At 70.4% G+C, this 19,266-nt stretch carries 18 protein-coding genes and 1 pseudogene; 6 read left to right on the top strand and 13 right to left on the bottom strand.

All coding sequences use genetic code 11. The annotated features are described in order from the left end of the window. The 11 genes and pseudogenes from NO889_RS09680 to NO889_RS09630 form a co-directional block, all read right to left on the bottom strand. Positions 1-130, bottom strand: a pseudogene (locus NO889_RS09680) (RNA-guided endonuclease TnpB family protein); the annotation flags it as partial. Positions 131-328: 198 nt separating this feature from the next. After that, a complete protein-coding gene (locus tag NO889_RS09675) occupies positions 329-1,576 on the bottom strand; it encodes an MgtC/SapB family protein (RefSeq protein ID WP_256412049.1) in 1,248 nt (415 codons plus the stop codon). A 79-nt stretch (positions 1,577-1,655) separates the two neighbouring features. Further along, positions 1,656-2,618 (bottom strand): archaeosortase A, encoded by a 963-nt coding sequence (artA, locus tag NO889_RS09670; protein WP_256412048.1) that lies wholly within the window; start codon positions 2,616-2,618, stop codon positions 1,656-1,658. Positions 2,619-2,750: 132 nt separating this feature from the next. Further along, entirely contained in the window at positions 2,751-3,203 is a 453-nt protein-coding gene (locus tag NO889_RS09665; protein ID WP_112077898.1) for a transcription elongation factor Spt5, read from the bottom strand. Continuing rightward, positions 3,203-3,379, bottom strand: a complete 177-nt coding sequence (locus NO889_RS09660; RefSeq protein WP_066414288.1) for a protein translocase SEC61 complex subunit gamma — start codon at positions 3,377-3,379, stop codon at positions 3,203-3,205. Before NO889_RS09660 ends, NO889_RS09665 begins: the two co-directional genes overlap by 1 nt. Positions 3,380-3,456: 77 nt before the next feature. Beyond that, on the bottom strand, positions 3,457-4,611 hold the full coding sequence (gene ftsZ / locus NO889_RS09655; protein ID WP_256412047.1) for a cell division protein FtsZ: 1,155 nt from the start codon (positions 4,609-4,611) through the stop codon (positions 3,457-3,459). A gap of 115 nt (positions 4,612-4,726) precedes the next feature. Continuing rightward, entirely contained in the window at positions 4,727-6,163 is a 1,437-nt protein-coding gene (locus NO889_RS09650) for a D-aminoacyl-tRNA deacylase (RefSeq protein WP_256412046.1), read from the bottom strand. Between the two features lie 127 nt (positions 6,164-6,290). Further along, a complete protein-coding gene (locus NO889_RS09645; RefSeq protein ID WP_256412045.1) occupies positions 6,291-7,241 on the bottom strand; it encodes a calcium/sodium antiporter in 951 nt (316 codons plus the stop codon). Between the two features lie 113 nt (positions 7,242-7,354). Further along, positions 7,355-7,549 carry a DUF7333 family protein gene (locus NO889_RS09640; protein ID WP_256412044.1) on the bottom strand — a complete coding sequence of 65 codons (195 nt, stop codon included), beginning with the start codon at positions 7,547-7,549 and terminating at the stop codon, positions 7,355-7,357. A 299-nt stretch (positions 7,550-7,848) separates the two neighbouring features. Next, entirely contained in the window at positions 7,849-8,943 is a 1,095-nt protein-coding gene (locus NO889_RS09635) for a PhzF family phenazine biosynthesis protein (protein ID WP_256412043.1), read from the bottom strand. An 80-nt stretch (positions 8,944-9,023) separates the two neighbouring features. Then, positions 9,024-11,309 carry a PAS domain-containing protein gene (locus NO889_RS09630; RefSeq protein WP_256412042.1) on the bottom strand — a complete coding sequence of 762 codons (2,286 nt, stop codon included), beginning with the start codon at positions 11,307-11,309 and terminating at the stop codon, positions 9,024-9,026. Between the two features lie 118 nt (positions 11,310-11,427). Between NO889_RS09630 and NO889_RS09625 the strand changes: the two genes are divergently transcribed. The 3 genes from NO889_RS09625 (at position 11,428) to NO889_RS09615 (ending at position 13,952) form a co-directional block, all read left to right on the top strand. Continuing rightward, the gene (locus NO889_RS09625; RefSeq protein ID WP_256412041.1) at positions 11,428-12,774 is read left to right on the top strand and encodes an alkaline phosphatase family protein; all 1,347 of its coding nucleotides are present in this window, start codon (positions 11,428-11,430) and stop codon (positions 12,772-12,774) included. 52 nt (positions 12,775-12,826) lie between these two features. Continuing rightward, the gene (locus NO889_RS09620) at positions 12,827-13,534 is read left to right on the top strand and encodes a DUF2238 domain-containing protein (RefSeq protein ID WP_256412040.1); all 708 of its coding nucleotides are present in this window, start codon (positions 12,827-12,829) and stop codon (positions 13,532-13,534) included. A 139-nt stretch (positions 13,535-13,673) separates the two neighbouring features. Then, a complete protein-coding gene (locus tag NO889_RS09615; RefSeq protein WP_256412039.1) occupies positions 13,674-13,952 on the top strand; it encodes a ubiquitin-like small modifier protein 1 in 279 nt (92 codons plus the stop codon). A 38-nt stretch (positions 13,953-13,990) separates the two neighbouring features. Here NO889_RS09615 and NO889_RS09610 read toward each other — a convergent pair whose 3' ends face one another. Continuing rightward, entirely contained in the window at positions 13,991-15,679 is a 1,689-nt protein-coding gene (locus tag NO889_RS09610) for an aldehyde ferredoxin oxidoreductase family protein (protein ID WP_256412038.1), read from the bottom strand. Positions 15,680-15,773: 94 nt separating this feature from the next. On the opposite strand from NO889_RS09610, the gene NO889_RS09605 reads away from it, so the two are divergent. Both NO889_RS09605 and NO889_RS09600 read left to right on the top strand, forming a co-directional pair. Next, positions 15,774-16,358, top strand: coding sequence for a DUF7097 family protein (locus NO889_RS09605; RefSeq protein ID WP_256412037.1), 585 nt, complete (start codon positions 15,774-15,776; stop codon positions 16,356-16,358). A gap of 102 nt (positions 16,359-16,460) precedes the next feature. Then, positions 16,461-17,654: an inorganic phosphate transporter gene (locus NO889_RS09600; protein WP_256412036.1), complete on the top strand. Its 1,194-nt coding sequence runs from the start codon at positions 16,461-16,463 to the stop codon at positions 17,652-17,654. Between the two features lie 4 nt (positions 17,655-17,658). On the opposite strand, the gene NO889_RS09595 is transcribed toward NO889_RS09600, so the two are convergent. Continuing rightward, complete coding sequence (locus tag NO889_RS09595) at positions 17,659-18,399, bottom strand: hypothetical protein (protein ID WP_256412052.1); 741 nt, start codon at positions 18,397-18,399, stop codon at positions 17,659-17,661. 195 nt (positions 18,400-18,594) lie between these two features. On the opposite strand from NO889_RS09595, the gene NO889_RS09590 reads away from it, so the two are divergent. After that, the gene (locus NO889_RS09590) at positions 18,595-19,251 is read left to right on the top strand and encodes a DUF6517 family protein (protein ID WP_256412035.1); all 657 of its coding nucleotides are present in this window, start codon (positions 18,595-18,597) and stop codon (positions 19,249-19,251) included. The last annotated feature ends 15 nt before the right edge of the window (positions 19,252-19,266 follow it).

Raw genomic sequence — 19,266 nt, 5'->3', positions numbered from 1 at the left:
GACTACACGTCCACCGACCGACGTTCCAGAGCTTACTGGCTGCGAACCCGAGCGAATCAAGGTCGCCTTGCACCCGAGACTGATTCCTGATGGAAGCAGTGTAGGTGCGAGTAACGACCTGTTTCGCTATATGTAACCTATGTAGACAAAATTACTTGAAAGTGTGTATTGGCGCAGCGTGGAATATCCAGCCGTGCCATCGACCGGTGGACTGCGAAGGGTAGTGTCGGATTCATCCCCGCGCTAAAGCGCGAGGCTTTCTCCTCGATTCTCCGTAACGAACCAATAAAAAAAAGCTCGACAGAACCCCTTCCGCCTCGCTCCACGCTCAAACCAGCAACAGCGGCGCGCCGACCGCCAGTCCGACGGCGATGAGCACGAGGTTCCATAGCAGCACCGGGCGGACGAGGTCGCGGCCGACGCTCGCGGCGAAGGCGGTCTTCACGAGGATGCTCGAGACCGTGCCGGCGACGATCCCCGCGACCGCGGTGTCGACCGTGATCTGCTCGGTGCCCAGAAGCGAGACGGCGGTCGTCGTCGCCGTCCCCGAGGAGACGAGTCCCGCGAGGAACGCCGTGGCGACGAAGCCGGTCGCGCCGAACGCCCGCTCGGCCCCGGCGGAGACGAGGAGCACGAGGAGGAACAGCCCGCCGAAGGTGAGGGCGTTCCGCAGGCTGAAGGGGGAGGTGAGCTCGGCCTCCACGCCGGTCCGCCAGTCGCTCCGCCAGAGCGCGAGCGCGACCCCCGCGACCGTGATCGCGCCGAGGGGCGCGCCGACGGCGAGGGCGGCCTCGGGGACGAACGCGACGACCAGCGCCGCGTTCCGCAGCGCCATCGCCGCGTTCGCGAGCAGGATCGAGCCGACCGCGATGTCGAAGAGGTCGTCCCGGCCGCTCGCGCGCTTGGCCATCTCGGCGACGACCGCGGTGGAGTTCACCAGTCCGCCGAAGAAGCCGGTGACGGCGTAGCCGCGGCCCTGGTACTTTCGCACCAAGACGTAGTTGACGAACCCGATCGCGCTTATCGCGACGACGAGCGACCAGACCAGCCGCGGCTGGACCGCCCCCCACGGGTCGATCGTCTCGGCGGGGAGGATCGGGAAGACGACGAACGCCAGGATGGTGAACTCGACCGCGCTGCGCACCTCCTCGCGGGAGAGCCCCCACGCGAACTGGTGGAGCTCGCGTTTCAACACGAGCAGGAACGAGGAGAGCACCGCCACCGTCACCGCCTCTAAAAAGAGGCTCGCCGCGACGAGCACGCCGACCCCGTAGGCGACGAGCATCGAGACGGAGGTGGTGAGCGAGAGCCCGTCGACGTCCGGCTCGACGAAGCTCCGGACGGCGAGAAGCACCGCGCTGGCGACGATCAGAGCCCCGCCGACGACCAGCAGTCCCGGCTCGTCGGCGAGCGAGAACACCGCCGCGGCGAGGCTGACGAGCGCGAACGTCCGGATCCCCGCCGACTTCTGTGACCACTCGCGTTCGAGCCCGAGGAACATCCCCAGAAGCGTCGCCAACACCAGCTTGGCGACGTTCGTCTCGAGGTAGATCAGGGGGTCGGCGCCGCTCACCACGGCGGGTCGCGCCTCCGCGTTCCGCGCCGGACGGGCGATCGGACGCCTCGGGTCGGGTTCACGGGTCGCGCCTCCGAGGTCACCGGTTGGTCGGCTCTCGCGGGAGGTCGAGCGCCTCCGTGAGGTCGTGTTCCTCGCCGGTGAGCACGTAGAGGACGTCCTCCAGGATGACCACGAGCTCGGGGAGCTGTCTGGCGACGAGGTACGTGATCCCGATCAGCGCGACGACCGCGAGCAGCTGGCTGATGATCCGGTCGGAGACCAGAAACGAGACGCGGTAGGGGTTCGTCGCGCCGAACATCGCCAACACCAGCTCCGGCTGCCACTGCATGTACTGGTTGCCGGCGACGACCGTGATGAACGTCGTTCGGAGGATGTTGAGCACGTAGATGAGCGGGATCGAGACCGCGAGCGCCCGGAGCTTCCGGTCGAGTGGCCCGTCCACGGCGGCGACGAGCCCGCCGAAGATCGCCATGCTGCCGAGGCCCGTACACGCCAACACGACGTTGATCCGCATGCGGTGGCCGTCCTCGAGCGTCCACCCGAAGGCGGCGTCGTACCCCTCGTAGCTCGTCACGCGCTCGGGGGCGTACCCGAGCAGGTCGATCATCGCGCCGGTGTGGTTCGCGACGATCTCGATGAGGATCCGACGGGGCTCCGGGACCGCCACGCCGGCGAGCGTGAACGCCGGGATCGTCTCGAACGGGAGGTAGATGAACAGCATGATCGAGACCGCCCGCGTGAGCGTGAAGAGCGACGCCCGCCCGTCGTACAGCAGGTAGCCGACGTAGAGACAGGCGGGGACACCGACGAGCGCGAGGATCGACTCGACGTAGCTCTGGTGTTCGAACGCGAAGTACGGCACCGTCGTCAGCCAGAACAGCCCGAACAGCCCCCACGTGCCGGCGGCGAGCGACCGTCCCGCCGCGTACCCGCGGGAGTCGAGCAGCCAGGCGGCCGCGAAGAGGACCGCCACGATCCACGCGAACGTGAACGTGTCGGGTATCACGCTCAGTATCGCGGGGACGCCGGGACCGAACATGTAGACGGGATCGGTGGCCGTCGAATAAAGCCCTTGTCGTTGGCGGAGATCCGAGGAGGGAACCGGAGTGGGGAGACTACCGCTCCTCGCCGTCGACTCACGGCGCGTCGCGCCGTTCGTCCGGTTCGAGGGCTACCGCTCCTCGCTGTCGAGCACGCGGATCTGGTCGCCGCGAACCGTGACCGGGATGGGGACCGTCGCCTCGTACAGCTCGACTGTCACCTGGTCTTTGCCCTCGTCGATGCGCTGGACGCGGGCCTTCTCGCCTTTGAACGGGCCGGCGATGAGCTCGACGATGTCGCCCTCGGCGATCCCCTCCACGTCCGGGGTCGGCGAGAGGAAGTGTTCGACCTCCGAGAAGGGGCTCTCGGCGGGGCCGTCCGCGCCCTGGATGACGCCGCGGGCGTGGGGGATCTCGTCGAGGATCCGGGCGAAGACGCTGCCGTCCGAGGCCTCGACCATCACGTAGCTCGTGAGCTGGTCTGGGGCGATGACCGCCTGGATCTCGGGCATCTCCTTTTCGGCGAGCATGTCCGCGACGGTCCGTTCCTGGCGGGCGGTCGTCTTGACCGAGAAGATCGGCATTACGCGCCGACCCCCGGCAGGAGGCTCATGATCGCGAACATCAGGAAGCCGAGGAAGCCGATGAGCAGGATCCCGGCGCCGGCGATCTTCGACACCTGGAGGAACTCGTCGGTGCTCGGCGTGCTCGCCAGCTTCAACACGCGGATATAGCTGTTGAGGTCGTACGGGACGTCCATGTTACGAGCGAGTTCGTGACGGGACGGTTTTTACCTTTTGATGCGGGTTCGGGCGACGCCGTCGGCGCGGAGCGGTCTCACTCGACGTAGTCGATGTCCTCCATCTCGGCGGCAGCCTGTTCGGCGTCGCCGCCGTTCTGGCCGTAGATCTGCGGCGACTCGACGCCCGTGACGACGATCATCGTCCGCATCTCGCCCTCGAGCGCCTCGTCGACGGAGGTTCCCCAGATGATCCGCGCGTCGGGGTCGATCCGGTCGTAGATCTCCTCGACGACGCCCTCGGCCTCCTCGATGGACATGTCCTGTCCCCCGGTGACGTTCACGAGCGCGGAGTTCGCCCCGGAGATGTCGACGTCGAGGAGCGGCGAACGGAGCGCCGACTTCACCGAGTCCTGCGCCTTCGACTCGGAGTCGGACTCGCCGAGGCCGATCATCGCGACGCCGCCCTTCTCCATCACGGTGCGGACGTCGGCGAAGTCGAGGTTGACGAGGCCGGGTTTGGTGATCAGCTCCGTGATCCCCTTCACCGAGCGCATCAGCACCTCGTCGGACACCTTGAACGCCTGCCTGACCGGGAGCTTCCCGACCGCGTCGAGCAGGCGGTCGTTGGGGACGACGATCACGGTGTCGCTCACGTCGCGGAGGCGTTCGAGTCCCGCCTCCGCGTTCGTCCGCCGCACCTCGCCCTCGGCGGTGAACGGGGTCGTGACGATGGCGATGGTGAGCGCGCCGGAGTCGCGGGCGGCCTTCGCGACGACCGGGGCCGACCCCGTCCCCGTCCCGCCGCCGAGCCCGGCGGTGACGAACACCATGTCGGAGCCGTCGATGGCGTCGGAGATCTCCTCTTGGGACTCGATCGCGGCCTCCTCGCCCACCTGCGGGAGCGAGCCCGCGCCGCGACCCTGAGTCTTCTGTTGACCCATCAGGATCTTGGTGTCGGCCTCGATGTTGACGAGGTGTTGGACGTCGGTGTTGGCCGCGACGAGCTTCGCGCCGTGGATCCCCTCCTCGGTCATCCGGTTGACAGTGTTGCCGCCGGCACCGCCGCAGCCGACGACGGTGATGTTGGTCTGGAGGTCCTGGAGAACGTCCTCCAGCTCGTCGTCGGTCATCGTGCCGGTCCGGGGGGAAGCGCCGGCGTGTCCGTCCTGTGCGGGGTCGCCGGGACCCCCGGAGCCGTCCGCCGGGGATTCCTCGGCTTCGTCGATGGCGTCCTCAACGATGGAGTCCATTATATGGTGCCGTTGCGACCCCGACGTATTTATTCTTGCCCGATCGTCCGACTCGCGTCAGACGCCGAGAGGGCCCGTCAGTCGGTCCGAGGGGACCGCTCACCCGAGAAACCGCTCACTCGATCGGGAACCGCTCTTCGGAGCGCGTCGAGACCGCCTCCGGACCGATCGTCTCGCCGTCGACCTCGACCGGCTCGCCGGACGCGAGCCGGCCGAACGCCGGCCCCTCCGGCACTCCCAGATCGGCCGCGAGCGCCGGGTCGAAGGCGGTCTCGCGGGCGATCACGGCGTCGCCGTCGACGACGACCTCGTCGTAGCCGGCCTCGAGGACGGCCGCGAGGTCGGCGACGAGGTCCGCGTGGCCGGGGCTCTCCTCGTCGGCCGCGAACGCGACGGTTCCGGCCGCGCGCGTTCCCGCCTGCTCGGTCCCGAACGCGACCGCGTTCGCCTCGACGGCGTCGCGCGCGGCCGCGGCGTCGACGCCCTGTGCCCGCGCCAGCAACTCGGCCGGAAGCTCCCGGACGACCACCGCGTCCGCCGGGTCGTCGACGGAAGCGCCCGCGGGAACGACCGATCCGAACCGGAGCCCCTCGTCGACGGGGGCGATCGCCGCCTCCAGGTGCGCGACGAGTTCGAGCGGCCGATCGCCGACCTCGCGGACCCACGTCTCGCTCACGACCCGGCGGCCGAGGTCCTCGATCGTCGCCGCGAGCGCGGGGCGGTCGCCCTCGATCACGGCGTGGTCGGCGCGGCTCCGCGCGAACGCCGCCTCGATCACGTCGCGGTTCGCGTCCGGCGCGCCCATCTCGTCGAGCGCCCAGTCGGCCCCGACGTGCCCGACCGCCCACTCCGTCTCGCGGACGATCCGGGTGAACCGCGGGGCGTAGTGGCCGCCGCCGAAGCCGACGACGTGGCGGTTCCGGCCGTCGGGTCCGGTCCGGTTCGGGCCGGTCCCCCGGAGCGCGAGGACGGCCCTCGCGACCGCGCGGGCGCCCTCGGGGTCCGTCCACTCTGACTCCCCGGAGCCGAGCTCGGCGAACAGCGAGGGGACCGCAGCGTCGGTCGGCCCGTGGTGGGTACACTCGATCCCCACGTCGTACCCCTCGGGCGCGTGCGTCGCCATCGCGTCGACGACGCGATCGACCGCGCCCGGCGCGGCCCGCGCGAGCGTCCGCGGCTCTCCGCCGTACTCTGCCGGTCCGAAGTTGCCGGTGACGTGGGCCGTGAGGAGCGGCCCGGTGTTTCCCGAGTGTCGCGAGACGAACACGAGGAGGTCCGGAGCGTCCTCGCGCTCCTCGTCGCTCCCGTCCTCCCGGTCGCCCTCGTCCTCCTCGCCGCCATCCCCGCCGAAGGCGGCCGCGGGGTTCGACAGGTCGATGTGGAGGTCCGCGAACTCGCGGAGCTCGAACCCCTCGGTCCGGTAGTAGGTCCCGCCGCCCGCGGCGTCCGGCCGGGTCTCGTCCTCGTGGCTCGTCCAGTCGCCGACCTCGAGCAGCCGCTCGCCGATATGGGCGGAGGCGCCGTCGGCCCGACTGACGACGATCGCTATCACGACTCGGGATGGGGCGTCGTCGACCGAATAGCCGTCGGTTCGGGGTCGGCGTGAACTCGCGACGACGGTGGGGACGCGGGGGACGCCGGGAACGACGAGGACACCGGGAACGCCGAGAACGCCGAACTCACGGCAACAGCAGGTAGACGAATCCCGCGTACGCGACCACGAGGACCGCGCCGTCGACGCGGGTGAGCCGGTCGCCGCGGTACATCAGGCCGACGACGAGCAGCGTGAACGCGACGAGCGCCGGGAACTCGAACGCCCGCACGCCGGGGCTCACGTCGATCGGGGAGACGAACGCGAGCAGGCCGATCACGGCCAGGACGTTGTAGATGTTCGAGCCGACGACGTTGCCGACGCTGAAGCTCGCCTCGTCGCGGGCGGCGGCGACGACGCTGGCGGCGAGTTCGGGAAGCGAGGTCCCCACGGCGAGCACGGTGAGACCGATGAAGAGATCCGAGAAGCCCGCCGCGGCGAGCAGGTCGCGGCCGCCGTCGATCAGCCACCGGGACCCGAGGACGAGCGCGGCGATCCCGGCGACCACGGCGAGGACGTCCCGCGCCTCCGCGTCGGGCATCCCGTCCCGTTCGGCGGCGGAGATGCCGGCCTGCGTCCGCTGAACCCGGCGCAACACCACGACCGTGAACGCGACGAGCGCCGCGAGGAGGACGCCCCCTGCGAGGGGGCCGATCCGGCCGTTCCACCCGAGTCCCACGAGCAGCAGCGCGGCGAGGATCATGAACGGGACGTCCCGGCGGAGCACCGTCTCGGAGACGTCGAGCGGGCGGATGAGCGCGGAGACGCCCAACACGAGGCCGACGTTCGCCACGTTCGATCCCACGATCGCGCCCAGTCCGATGTCAGTCGAGACGGTGACCGCGCCGAGCACCGACACGAACAGCTCCGGCGTGGTCGTCGCGAACGCGACGACCGTCACCCCGACCGTCGAGGCCTTCAGCCCCACGGCGAGCGCGAGGTCGCGAGCGCCAGCCACCAAGAGCTCCGCGCCGGCGTACAGCAGGCCGACGCCGACGAGGAGGAGGCCGAGTTCGGTGACGGGCGAGCCGAGAACCATGCTCCGCGGTTCTCGCCGCCGCCCAAAAACGACGCGATACGGTTCGACGGCGTCGACCGGGCGATCGACCGCCCGACGGCGGTCGAGCGGTCTCGGCCCGGCGGCCTCGATCCCTACGTCCGGGTCGCGCGGAACTCGCCGTGTTTCATCCCGACGACGAAGACGATCGCGCCGAAGGCGACCATCGACGGGAGGACCATCATCAGCGTCGTCGAAAGCGGCATCATGCCGCCGCCGACGAGTCCACCGACGCCGAGGGCGATCAGAAGCGCCACGAGACCGGCCGCACGCGGGAGGTCGAACTCCATACGATCGCTACGTGGCTCGCGGACGTAAGGGTTCGGTCGGCGCGCCCGGGAGCGGGTCGCAGACCCGCGACCGGACCGCGAGGGAGTCGGTCGGCCGGAGCGAAGCGGAGGACGACCGACGAGGTTGGGGAGGCGTGAGGTGCGGTCGGGTGGGACTCAAAGGGGCAGCCAGGAGGAGGCCGTAGGCGACGCAAGCACCGGAGCGAGGGAGTGGCAGCGACTGAGCGAGGAGCACAGCGAGCGTACGGCCTCCTCCTGGCTGGGGCTTTGGCGGTGGTCACCGCGTCAGCAGCGACGCGTCACGCCTCGATGATCTCGTCGTCCTCCTCCTCGGGGATCCGGAGCTCGCCCTCGAGCGAGACGACCGCGTCGCCGCCGACCGCGACGGTCACGTCGCCCTCGTCGCCGTTCCCGCCGCTCCCGCCGCTCCCGCCGCTCCCGCCGCTCCCGCCGCTCCCGCCGCTCCCGCCGCTCCCGCCGCTCCCGCCCTCCTCGACCCGAACCCGGACGTAGCCGGGTCGGTCGAGGAAGTGTCCCTGCTCGCACCGGACCTCCTCGGGGAAGTCGCCCTCGAAGGCGTCGACCGCCCGAAGATACCCGCCGACCGCGCCGCTCGCGGTGCCCGTCACCGGGTCCTCGGGGACGCCGAGGGCCGGGGCGAACGCCCGGCCGTGGAGCGTCGAGTCGGCCTCGAGCGCGTCGAAGGTGAACGCGTAGACGCCCGCCACGTCGAACTCGGCCGACAGCGCCTCGACGGCGCGCATGTCCGGGTCGGCCTCGCCCAGCCGCTCGAGGAAGTTGACGGGAACGACGAGGAACGGGAGCCCCGTCGAGGCGACGGCGACGGGGAGGTCCGCGCCCACGTCGCGTAACGCGGCCGGGTCGATCCCGAGCGCGGACCCGAGGCGGTCGGCGTCGAGGTCGGCGGGATCGACCGGATCGACCGTCGGCGGCTCCTGGCGCATCCACACGCCCCCCGACTCGGTCACCGTGATCACGAGGTCGCCGACGTTCGTCCGGAGGAGGTGCTCGCCGGCGTCGATCGCGCCGTCCGCGAACAGCGCGGCGTACGAGGCGATCGTGGCGTGCCCGCAGAGGTCGACCTCGTCGGTCGGGGTGAAATACCGGACCCGGCGGCGGGTCTCGACGTCGTCGCCGTCCTTCCCGTCGTCCCCACGCCTGCCGTCGTCCCCATGCCTGCCGCCGTCCCCGTCCCTGCCGCCGTCCTCCTCGACGGCCGTGAGAAAGGCGGTCTCGGACGCGCCGAGTTCGGCCGCGATCCGGCCCATCCGATCGTCTCCCAGTCCCGCGGCGTCGGGGACCACGCCGGCGACGTTGCCGGCGAGGGGGTCGTCGGTGAACGCGTCGACGAGCAGGGTGCGTCGCGTCTCCATGCCGTCCCCTCGTCGCGCCCGTAAAAAAGCGCACGGGGCGAGGGGACGAGCAGGGGAACGGGTACGGCTCCGAGGCCGGCTTACTCGGCCGGGCGAACGGGCGCGACGCCGCGGAGCTCGATCCGCGCGCCGCCGTCCGCGGCCTCGGTCGCGGCGGCGGTCCACCCGTGTGCGGCCGCGATCTGCGAGACGATCCCCAACCCGAACCCCGTCCCTTCGGGGTTGGTGGAGTACCCCGCCTCGACGACCGCCTCGCGGTCCGCCTCGGGGATTCCGGGGCCGTCGTCGTCGACGAACAGGGTCGTTCCCTCGCGGCCGACCGTGACGGTCACGCCCTGGCCGCCGTGTTCCACGCTGTTTCGAAACAGGTTCTCGAGCAGCGTCCGGAGCCGCGAGGCGTCGCCGACGAGTTCGCCGGGGTCCTCGATCCGCAGGGTCGCGTCCGCGGTGTCGACGGTCTCCCACGCCCGCTCGGCGACGACCGCGACGTCCACCCGCTCGGCGTCGACGACGCGCTCGCCCATCCGCGCGAACGAGAGCGCGTCCTCGATCAGCTCCGTCATCCGGTCGAGCGCCCGCGCCGCGGTGTCGAGCCGCTCTTCATCGCCCGTCTCGCGGGCCAACTCGAGGTTGCCGATCGCCACCGACAACGGGTTCCGGAGGTCGTGTGAGACCACGCTCGCGAACCGTTCGAGGCGGTCCCGCTCGCGGGCGACCTCGGCCTGCGCCTCGCGACGCTCCAGCTCGTAGCTCACCCATCGACTCATCAACTCGACGAACGTCACTTCCCACGTCGAGAACGGCTCCGGCCGGCTCTCGCGATCGTGAAAACAGAGCGTGCCGTACGCCTCGTCGTCGACCACGACCGGCGCGCCGACGTAACAGCCGAGATCGAGCGCGTCGACGCCGTCGCGGTCGGCGAACGCGAGGTCGTCGGGCGCGGACTCGACCTGGGGTGCCCGCTCCGTCGAGACGACCCGTTCACGGACCGTCTCGGACAGGGGAACGACGTCGTCCACCGCGATTCGGTCGGTTTCGTCGTCGACGACGACCGCACGATGGCGGTCGCCCTGAACCCGCGAGAGGAGTCCCGACTCGACGCCGAGCACCTCCCTGCCGAGCGCGAGCAGCGACCCGACCTTCCCCTCGAAGGTCGCGTCCTTCTCCGAGATGGCCTCGTGGAGGCGGTACATGACCGACTCGCGCCGCTCGATCTCCCGCCGCTCGAGCATCGCCTCCGTGACGTCGCGGGAGTACACGGAGACGCCCGACTCGGACGGGTAGATCCGCGTCTCGAAGAACCGGTCGGCCGGCTCGTAGTGGATCGTCTCAGTCGCCGACTCGCCGGTCGCCCGAGCGCGCTCGAGGGCATCCCCGAACTCGGTGTCGAGCACGCCGGGGAAGACGTCCCAGGCGACCTCGCCGACGAGACCGTCGCGGGTCCGGTCGCCGGCGGCGAGCGCGGCCGCCCGCGCGTTGAGGTAGGTGATCCGGTCGTCGCCGTCGAGCGCGACGAACGCGTCGGTCATCCGGTCGAGCAGTTCCGCGCGCTCCTCGGCGAGTTTCAGCTCCGCGGTGACGTCGGTCGCGATCCCGTAGACGGCGTACGGTTCGCCGGCGTCGTCGAACAGCGGAACGCGGACCGTGACGAACCGGCGATCCCCGTCGGGACCGGGGTACCGCTCGTCGAACCGTCGCGGCTCGCCGGCCGCGACGGCCGCCTCGTCGTTGGCCCGGAAGCGGTCGGCGAACTCCCCGCCGTGGACCTCGGCGGTCGTCGATCCGATGATCTCCTCGCGCGGTTTCCCGACCAGCGACGCGAACGCGTCGTTGACGAGGAGGTACCGGTCGTCGGTGTCCTTCATGAACACCAGGTTCGTCGTGTGCTCGAGGATCGTGTCCAGGCGCTCGGCGAACGCCCGGAGTCGATCCGTGTCCTCGGCGCGGTCGGCGTCGGCGCTCGCCGCCCGGACGATCCGGTCGCGGAGGTCGGCGAGCGCGTCTGGGTCGCCCTTCCGAACGTAGCCGGTCGCGTCGGCGTCGACCGCGGCCGCCGCGAACGCCTCGTCGCCGTCGGCGGTGACGAGGATCACGGGGACGGCCGGGTCGAGCGCGCGGACGGTCGCGAGCAGGTCGAGTCCGGTACCCGACCCGAGGTCACGCTCGGCGAGCACGCAGTCGTGCCGGTCCGGATCGAACGCGTCACTGGCGGCGTCGAGGTCTCGGACGTGCTCGAGTTCGAATCCGTCGGTCGCCTCGGTCGGCGCTCCGTCGGTCGGCGCCGCCTCGGTAAGCGCCGTCTCGAGCGCCGCGGCGAAGTCGTCGTCCGGGTCCGCGAGCAGCACGAAGGCCGGGCGCTCAGTCACGGCCCCCCGTTATCGACGGTACCCCTTGTGTGTGGCGGTCCGGCTCCGTTCCCGCGGGGCCTGCCTCGTCAGTCCGGTCGATATCAACCCTTTTGCTTCTCTCCGTTGATGGGGAGGTATGGGCCTCTTCGACCGGTTGCGGGGGAACGACACCCCACGCGTGGCGTTCCTCGGGATCGACGGGCTTCCGTACGACCTCGTGGCGAACGACCCCGAGACGTTCCCGACGCTCTCGGCGATCGCCGAGGCGGGCGACGGCGGGGCGATAGACAGCATCGTCCCGCCGGAGTCGAGCGCCTGCTGGCCCGTCCTCACGACCGGTGTGAATCCGGGCGAGACCGGCGTGTACGGGTTTCAGGACCGTGAGGTCGGCTCCTACGACACCTACGTCCCGATGGGCCGGGACGTCCAGGCGACGCGCGTGTGGGACCGGGCCACGGCCGCGGGTCTCGACGCGACGGTGCTGAACGTCCCCGTCACGTTTCCGCCCCAGCGGGACCTCCAGCGCATGCTCTCGGGGTACCTCTCGCCGGAAGTCGACAAGGCCGCCCATCCCGAGGAGCTCAGGGCGTACCTCGCGGAGGTCGACTACACCCTCTCGGTCAACGCCAAGCTCGGCCACAAGGCCGACAAACGCGAGTTCGTCGAGCACGCCCGCGAGACGCTCGACGGCCGGGCGGCGCTGTTCGACCGCTACGTCGAGCGCGACGACTGGGACCTGTTCGTCGGCGCGTTCACGTCCCCCGACCGGATCAACCACTTCCTCTGGGGCGACTATCTCGACTCGGGGGAGTACCGCGAGGACTTCCTCGAGTTCTACGCCGCGCTCGACTCGCACATCGGGTCGATCCGGAACGCGCTGCCCGACGACGTGACGCTCGTCGTCGGCTCGACGCACGGGTTCACGCGGCTCGACCACGACGTGTACTGTAACGAGTGGCTCGAGCGGGAGGGGTGGCTCGAGTACGAGGACGACGACCACGGCTCGCTCGCGGACGTCGGCGGCGACGCCCGCGCGTACTCGCTCGTCCCCGGCCGCTTCTACCTCAACCTCGATGGTCGCGAGCCCGAGGGCGTCGTCCCCGAGGGCGAGTACGACGAGGTCCGCGCGGAGCTGATCGCGGACCTGGAGGCGTGGGAGGGGCCGAACGGGAAGCCCGTGGTCGACCGCGTCGTCGAACGCGAGACCGCCTTCCGGGGCGACCACGACGCGATCGCGCCCGACCTCGTGGCGGTCCCGAATCCGGGCTTCGACCTGAAGGCCGGGTTCCGGCCGCGCGACCGCGTCTTCGATCCCGACGGGCCGCGGACGGGCATGCACACCTTCGAGAACGCCGCGCTCTTCGTCGACCACTCCGCCGCGACCGTCGAGGACGCCGACCTGCTCGACGTCGCTCCCACCCTCCTGAAGCTGCTCGACGTGGAGTACGCCCGAACCGACTGCGACGGCGCGAGCCTGGTGTAAGCGCTCGTCGGATGGTTCGGTGCGTTACGATCTCATCCGTGACCCCCCTCCCATGACGGACGTACTACAGCTCGTTTTCCTCGTGTTCCTCGCGGGGATCGCTGGAACGATCGTCGTCGGATCCCTGTCTCGGAACGTCCAAGCGGTCGTGAACGGGGTCGCGTCCCTCGCCGCGGCTTTCACGCCGACGTTCGTCGAACTCGCGATCGCGTCCGGAGGCGGGCCGGACGTCGCGTTCGGACCCGAACTCTCGTCGTGGATCGCGGTCGCGGGGTTCCTTCACATGCTGGGAATGCTGGGCTGGTACGACACCGTTCGGTGGTGGGACCACCTCACGCACACCGTCTCCGCCGCGCTCGTCGCGGCGCTCGTCTACGCGATCCTCCAGAGTCGGTACGGACTCGGAGCGCAGGTCACGGACGTCTACGCGGCCGTCTTCACCGTGCTGTTCACGCTCGGAGCCGGCGTCTTCTGGGAGTTCGTGGAACTCGCCGCCCGCGAGCTCGGCGAGTACGTCGACAGGCCGCCGGTGCTCGAGTACTACGGCCTCCGGGACACGGTTCTCGACATGGCGTTCAACGGGGTGGGCGCGATCGCGGTGGTCGCGTTCGACGTCCGGACGTTCGTGCCGGCCGTCGAGCAGATCCCGCGACTCGCGGACGCGGCCGTCGTCGGGAGCACCGTCCTCCTGTTCGTCGGCGCGCTCAGTCTCGGCGTCGCACTCGAGACCGTCCGAACCGCCGCCACCGATGCCGGATGAGGGCCACCGATCCGGGGACGTACGCCGAGGCAGCCGGCTTCCACGCGGCGTCGTCGTGACTTCCGCCGCGTTCTGCGCTGCCCTGCGGCGATCCCCGGAATCGCCAACGCTTACTCGCCGCGTCCGGATCCGCTCATACATGCTGGTCGTCTTTCGGGCGTACGGACCGGTCCGGGACGTCGTCGGCGCGAAGAGGGTCGAACGGGAGCTCCCATCGGGCGCGACCGTCGGAGACCTCCTGTCGGGGTTGCTCGAGGAGTACCCCGACCTGGAGAGCCTCCTCTACGCGGACGGCGACCTCGGCGACGCCGTCAGCCTCACCGTCGACGGGGTCAACGTCTCGCGGCTCGAAGGGCTCGAAACGGTGCTGTCGGCGGGCGACGACGTGCGCGCCGCCCCCCCGATCCACGGCGGGTGAGCGGGCGTCCGGATCCCCTCCGACGCGGCCGGTCCCCCTCAATCGTCGGCGACGCCGCCGGTCCCCCCGGCGACGTGGCCGGCCGGAACCGTCCCGTCCGGGTTCCAGCCGCGCAGGTCGTAGTACTCGTCGAGGGCGGACTCGAACCCCGGGAGGTCGTACGGCAGCCGGTCGTCCTCGCGGTCGAAGCCGCGGCGGTTGTTGAAGTGCCGTTCCAGCTCGATCACGCGGTCACCCATCGCGAGGAGGTCCTCGAAGTCGGCGTCCAGAAGCGTCGATCTGGCCTCGTCGTCGACGTAGCCGCTCGAGAACGCACAGAAGATGCCCGAGTCGCGGACGACCTGGCGGTTCTCCCGTTCGATCAGGAGTTCGGGTTTCCCCTCCAGTCCCTCCGGGTCGACCTCGCCGTTGTACTCCAGGCTGAGGAACGACGAGTACATGTGGTCGGCCCCGCGGTTCGCCACCGCGTACGAGAGCCCCTGCCCGTGGATCGCCCGGCCGTCGTGGGCGGCGAACTCGAGTCCCTTCACCGACCAGTTCTCGACGCCCAACTCGTCGTGACAGCGGGCGACCCCCTCCGCGAGCGTGTCGCCTATCCCCTCGCGGTGAGCGATCTTCTCGAGCGTCTCGTGGACCAGCTCGGCGTTTCCGAACGCGTCCTCGCTCGCGAGGTACGCGGCGACCGTGTCGCCGGCGGAGATGGTGTCCATCCCGAGGTCGTCACACCGGTCGTTCGAGATCATCACGTCGACGACGTCGTCGACGCCGGCGTTGCTCCCGAACGCCATCACGGTCTCGAACTCCGGTCCCTCCGTCTCGACGCCCCGCTCCTCGTCGCGGGTGGGGAGCTTACACGCGAACGCGCACATCGAACACGCCGCCTTCTTGTACTTCTTCTCCTCGACGGCGTCGCCGCCGATGCCCTCGACCCCCTCGAAGCTCATCTCCGAGAAGTACCGGGTCGGCAGCCCGAACTCGTCGTTGATGAACTGGGTCCCGTTGGTGGTCCCCTGGCGTTTCATGATGTCGTCCGCCGTCGCCGCCTCGCGGTGGATCTCGGACTGGATCCCCGCCGGGAGGTCGACGCGGGCGGGCGAGTCGCCCTCGAAGGTGAGACACTTCACGTTCTTCGCGCCGAGAACGGCCCCCAGCCCGCCGCGGCCGAACGCCCGGCTGTTCGACGTCATCACGCAGGCGAACCGCACGCGGTTCTCCCCCGCCGGACCGACGGTCGCGAGGTGCTCGCTCTCGAGCCCGTGTCGCTCCCGCATCGCCTCGGTCACTTCGGGCACCTCCGCGCCGGCGAGTTCCGGCACCTCCTCGAACTCGACGGTCGGGGCGCCCCCGTCGCCGTCACGGACGTGGACGGCGAGGAGTTCGTCGCTCGCGCCCGTCACCTCGACGACGCTGTGACCCGTGTCGACGAAGTTCCGCGAGAGGTAGCCGCCGGCGTTCGTCGAGCAGAGTCCGTTCGTGAGCGGCGAGAGGCCGGTCATGTTCATCCGTCCCGTGAAACTCATCTGGGAGTGCTGGAGCGGCCCCGAGGAGAGGTACACCCGGTTCTCCGGGCCGAACGGGTCCGCGTCGAACGGGATCCGATCGTGTGCGAGCTTCGTCGCCGCTCCGCGGCCGCCGACGAACGCGGCCAGCACGTCGTCGATGTCCGACGTCTCCGCCTCGCGAGCGCCGACGTCGACGGTCAGGAGGTCGCCCTTCGCGTGGTTCATGCGGACACGTACCACGCGACGGGTTAGGGAGGCTCGGGAACCGTACAGCTTTTCCGGTAGTCGGCTTGAAGTAGTCCCGGCCGGATCCACGGACATGGAACGGACGCCGGACGGAACCCCCGTCGGGGTCGACGACCCGTACGCGGTCGCGGGCGTGTGCGACCACCTCACGGACGACGGGCGGTGCCGGTTCGCGCTGACGCGGGCCGGCGACGACCCCGCGTTCGCCGCCGACCGCCGCGCCGACGGCTACGCCTGTCACGTCGGCTCCGACGACGAGTGGCGGGCGTGTCCGCACTACCGGTCGACGACCGACGGCCGCGAGTGTGCGCGCTGCGGGATCGAGGAGGTCCGACTGGCCCACGCGGACGCGCGGCCGCTCGTGGAGCAACACCACCTCTCGTACGGGAAGTCGGGACCGACGGATGGGGAGGTGGATACGGGCGGCGCGGGCGGAGGCAGGGGTGTCGACGACGCCGGCCCTCACGAGATCACGGTGGCGCTGTGCCGGTGGTGTCACTCGAAGGTTCACGACTCCTTCGCCCGGATCGACGACGACGCGAGCCCGGACCCCGAGGCGATCGCCGAGCGGGAGGGTCGTCGGACGAGGGAGCGCGAGGAGTCGGCCTTCTCCACGGCGCGGGAGCGGTACGACCCCGAAGAGCGAGGAAAGCGATAGGGGGCGGGTCGACGGCGTGGGTCGTGGCGCTACGAGACGTGTACTCTCGGACGAAACCGGACCGGCACGTTATTGTCCGACGAGAAGCCAACGCCGGAACGGATGTCGTCAGTGACGCTACTGGCGGTCGCCTTCCTCGCGAGCGTCTCGTTGGCGTGGGCGCTCGGCGCGAGCAGCACGTCGCCGCCGCTCGCTCCCGCCGTCGGTGCTCGCGCGCTTTCGGTGATGCAGGCGGCGCTGCTGGTTGGCGTCCTCGCGTCGACAGGGGCGGTCCTACAGGGCGGGAGCGTCTCGGAGACGGTCGGTAACGACCTCGTCATCGGAGCGTCGCTGACGCCGCTCGCCGTCGCGGTCGGCCTGCTCACGGCCGCCGTGTTCATCGGTATCGGGGTCGCCACCAGCTATCCCATCCCCGCCGCGTTCGCGACGACCGGCGCGGTAATCGGCGTCGGGCTCGCACTCGGGGGGGACCCCGCCATCGAGACCTACCGTCAACTGGCGCTGTTCTGGGTGCTCGTTCCGCCCACCGGCGCGTCGATCGCCTACCTCACGGCCTCGGTGCTCCGGCGCGACGACGTCCCGGACACCGTCGGTATCCCGGTCTTGGGCGGTCTCGTCGGCGTCGTCGTTGCCAACGTCACCCTCGAGGTCCTCCCGGCCTCCACCGGCACTCGACCCACGATCGCCAACTTCGTCTCCCGCTCGCTGGGGTCCACCCCGAGGGTCGTCGGATCGTACGACCTCACGATGGTCGCGACCAGCCTCGTCTGTGGTGTGAGCGTGTTTCTCGTTCTCCGCCGACAGACGCGGCAGTCGGTCGACGTCGCCGTCCGCCGGTTCCTGATCGCGCTCGGCGGACTCGTCGCGTTCTCTAGCGGTGGAAGTCAGGTCGGGCTCGCGATCGGACCGCTCGGCGTCCTCGCCGGCCAATCGGCGTATCTGACGGCGAAAAGCGTCGTTCTGGTGGGCGCCGTCGGACTCCTGGTCGGGGGCTGGACCGGCGCGCCCAAGATCGTCCAGGCCGTCGCCAACGAGTACTCCCAGCTCGGAACCCGCCGGTCCATCGCCGCCCTGGTCCCCGCGTTCGTCATCACCCAGACGGGGATCCTTCTCGGCTTTCCGATCTCGCTCAACAACATCATCATCTCGAGTGTCATCGGTAGCGGTCTCGTCGTCGGTACCGGTGGCGTCTCCGTGAGAAAGATCACGATCACCGCGGTCGCGTGGCTCTCGGCGCTCGTCGGCTCGTGTCTGATCGGGTACGTCGGCTTCGAACTCGCGTCGACGTTCGCGTGAACGTCTACCCTTCGGGCTTCGGGCGAACCAGGTTCGCGAGCGCGACGAGCGCGCCGAGGAACCAGCCGAGCGGGACGGAGATCCCGATCCACATCAGGACGTAGCCGAGCCCCGGAAGCCCCCACTGCTCGCCGAAGGTCTCGAGGTCGAAGGCGTTCCGGAGTGTGTCGTTGACGTCGCCGACCGCGAGGAACGTGTCGAGGATCCAGACGGCCAGGTCGTAGCTCGGCGGGAGGATGACCGCCTCGAGGGTCGGCGTGACGAGCGCGGCCACGACGGGCGGTAAGAAGAGCGCGGTCATCGCGAAGGGGTACGCCAACAGGACGCTGACGAGGCGGCCGCCGGCCTTCGAGAACCCGGCGGCGAGCGCGGCGGAGACGATCGCGACGACGCTCGCCGCGCCGACGGCGATCACGTCCGCGGTGGCGAGCTGGAGGTAGGTGACGAGCGTGAGCGCCCCCCAGACGACGGTCGCGACGAGCACCGCGCCCGCGATCCCGATTCGGGTGACCGCGGAGTCGAGCTTCGCGGCGTAAAACCGGGTCGCGAACCCGACGAGGAGCAGGGGGTACGCCACCGCGACGAGCGGCGCGCCGAGGACCGCCCAGAGGTAGTAGCCGACCGTCTGGGGAGCGGTCTCCGGCTTCCACTTGCCGAGCACCGTGCTGGGGTCGAGCTGTCTGGGGAAGACGATCTCCATCCAGGTCTCGTGGAGCCGAACCACGTCCAGGAGAAGCGCCTCCAGCAGGCCGATCTGCCCTCGTCGTTCCATTTGGCTCACATCGCGCGCGGGGTGACGTGAACTTTGTGCCTCGCGACGCGGGCCGGAGGATCGAGGAGCGACGCCGCCTCTCCCGGTCCGTCTCGTCCGGTCCGCGTCTCTCGGTACGGGTGAGCCGCGGCGACACGGTTAACCCCGACTGTCGACGTATTCCCGGACATGTACCGGAGGCGACTGCTGGGAGCGCTCGCGGCGTCCGGAGCGATCGCGACTACGGGGTGTCTCGGCGGCGAGGACGGGACCTTCGAGTTCGACGCGGAGCCGGCGCGGGTGCCGGACGCGGCGCTCTCCGAGGCGGGATACGAGGGCGAGGAGCCGCGGGCGTTCGAGATCGAGCAGACCTTCGAGGTGGCCGGGATCGAGCGGGAGGTGTCGGCGGCGTCGTGGGTCGCGAGCTACGAGAACCCCGAGCGGGCGGCGTCGCTGCTCGTCGCGAGCACGCCGAACGCGAGGGTGGCCGGCCGGTCGGTCAACCCGCTGGTCGGCGCGGACGACGCGGAGCTGCTCCGGCGGCTCCTCGAGCGGGGCGACGGCGGCGTCGACGGCGAGGACGTCGGCGACCTCGAGGAGGTCGGCACCGAGACGCGGTCGATCCTCGGCAGCGAGACGACCGTGACAACGTTCGCGACGGAGGTCCGGTTCGAGACCGCCGACGACGCGCCGATCGACGCCGAGGGGAGCGTCCCGGCGCTCGTCCACGTCGCGACCGTCGAACACGAAGGGGACGTGCTCGTCCTCGTGGGCGTCCACCCGCGGGCGGTCGAGGAGGGCGAGACCCAGGGCGCGCTGATGGAGGCGGTCGAACACGGGGAGTGAGGCGTGCGGATCGGG

The organism is Halorubrum rubrum, from assembly GCF_024494685.1.
Classification (GTDB): Archaea; Halobacteriota; Halobacteria; order Halobacteriales; family Haloferacaceae; genus Halorubrum; species Halorubrum rubrum.
The sequence above is the reverse complement of the archived record's forward strand: the minus strand, read 5'-3'. Positions and strand labels throughout refer to the sequence as shown.

Bases quoted from the DNA above. Each gene is read 5' to 3' on its own strand.
- NO889_RS09605 (WP_256412037.1), top strand. From the start codon at position 15,774: ATGGAACGGACGCCGGACGGAACCCCCGTCGGGGTCGACGACCCGTAC.
- NO889_RS09620 (WP_256412040.1), top strand. From the start codon at position 12,827: ATGACGGACGTACTACAGCTCGTTTTCCTCGTGTTCCTCGCGGGGATC.
- NO889_RS09660 (WP_066414288.1), bottom strand. From the start codon at position 3,379: ATGGACGTCCCGTACGACCTCAACAGCTATATCCGCGTGTTGAAGCTG.
- NO889_RS09610 (WP_256412038.1), bottom strand. From the start codon at position 15,679: ATGAACCACGCGAAGGGCGACCTCCTGACCGTCGACGTCGGCGCTCGC.
- NO889_RS09640 (WP_256412044.1), bottom strand. From the start codon at position 7,549: ATGGAGTTCGACCTCCCGCGTGCGGCCGGTCTCGTGGCGCTTCTGATC.
- NO889_RS09615 (WP_256412039.1), top strand. From the start codon at position 13,674: ATGCTGGTCGTCTTTCGGGCGTACGGACCGGTCCGGGACGTCGTCGGC.
- NO889_RS09635 (WP_256412043.1), bottom strand. From the start codon at position 8,943: ATGGAGACGCGACGCACCCTGCTCGTCGACGCGTTCACCGACGACCCC.
- artA (WP_256412048.1), bottom strand. From the start codon at position 2,618: ATGTTCGGTCCCGGCGTCCCCGCGATACTGAGCGTGATACCCGACACG.
- NO889_RS09600 (WP_256412036.1), top strand. From the start codon at position 16,461: ATGTCGTCAGTGACGCTACTGGCGGTCGCCTTCCTCGCGAGCGTCTCG.
- NO889_RS09625 (WP_256412041.1), top strand. From the start codon at position 11,428: ATGGGCCTCTTCGACCGGTTGCGGGGGAACGACACCCCACGCGTGGCG.
- NO889_RS09665 (WP_112077898.1), bottom strand. From the start codon at position 3,203: ATGCCGATCTTCTCGGTCAAGACGACCGCCCGCCAGGAACGGACCGTC.
- ftsZ (WP_256412047.1), bottom strand. From the start codon at position 4,611: ATGGACTCCATCGTTGAGGACGCCATCGACGAAGCCGAGGAATCCCCG.
- NO889_RS09590 (WP_256412035.1), top strand. From the start codon at position 18,595: ATGTACCGGAGGCGACTGCTGGGAGCGCTCGCGGCGTCCGGAGCGATC.
- NO889_RS09645 (WP_256412045.1), bottom strand. From the start codon at position 7,241: ATGGTTCTCGGCTCGCCCGTCACCGAACTCGGCCTCCTCCTCGTCGGC.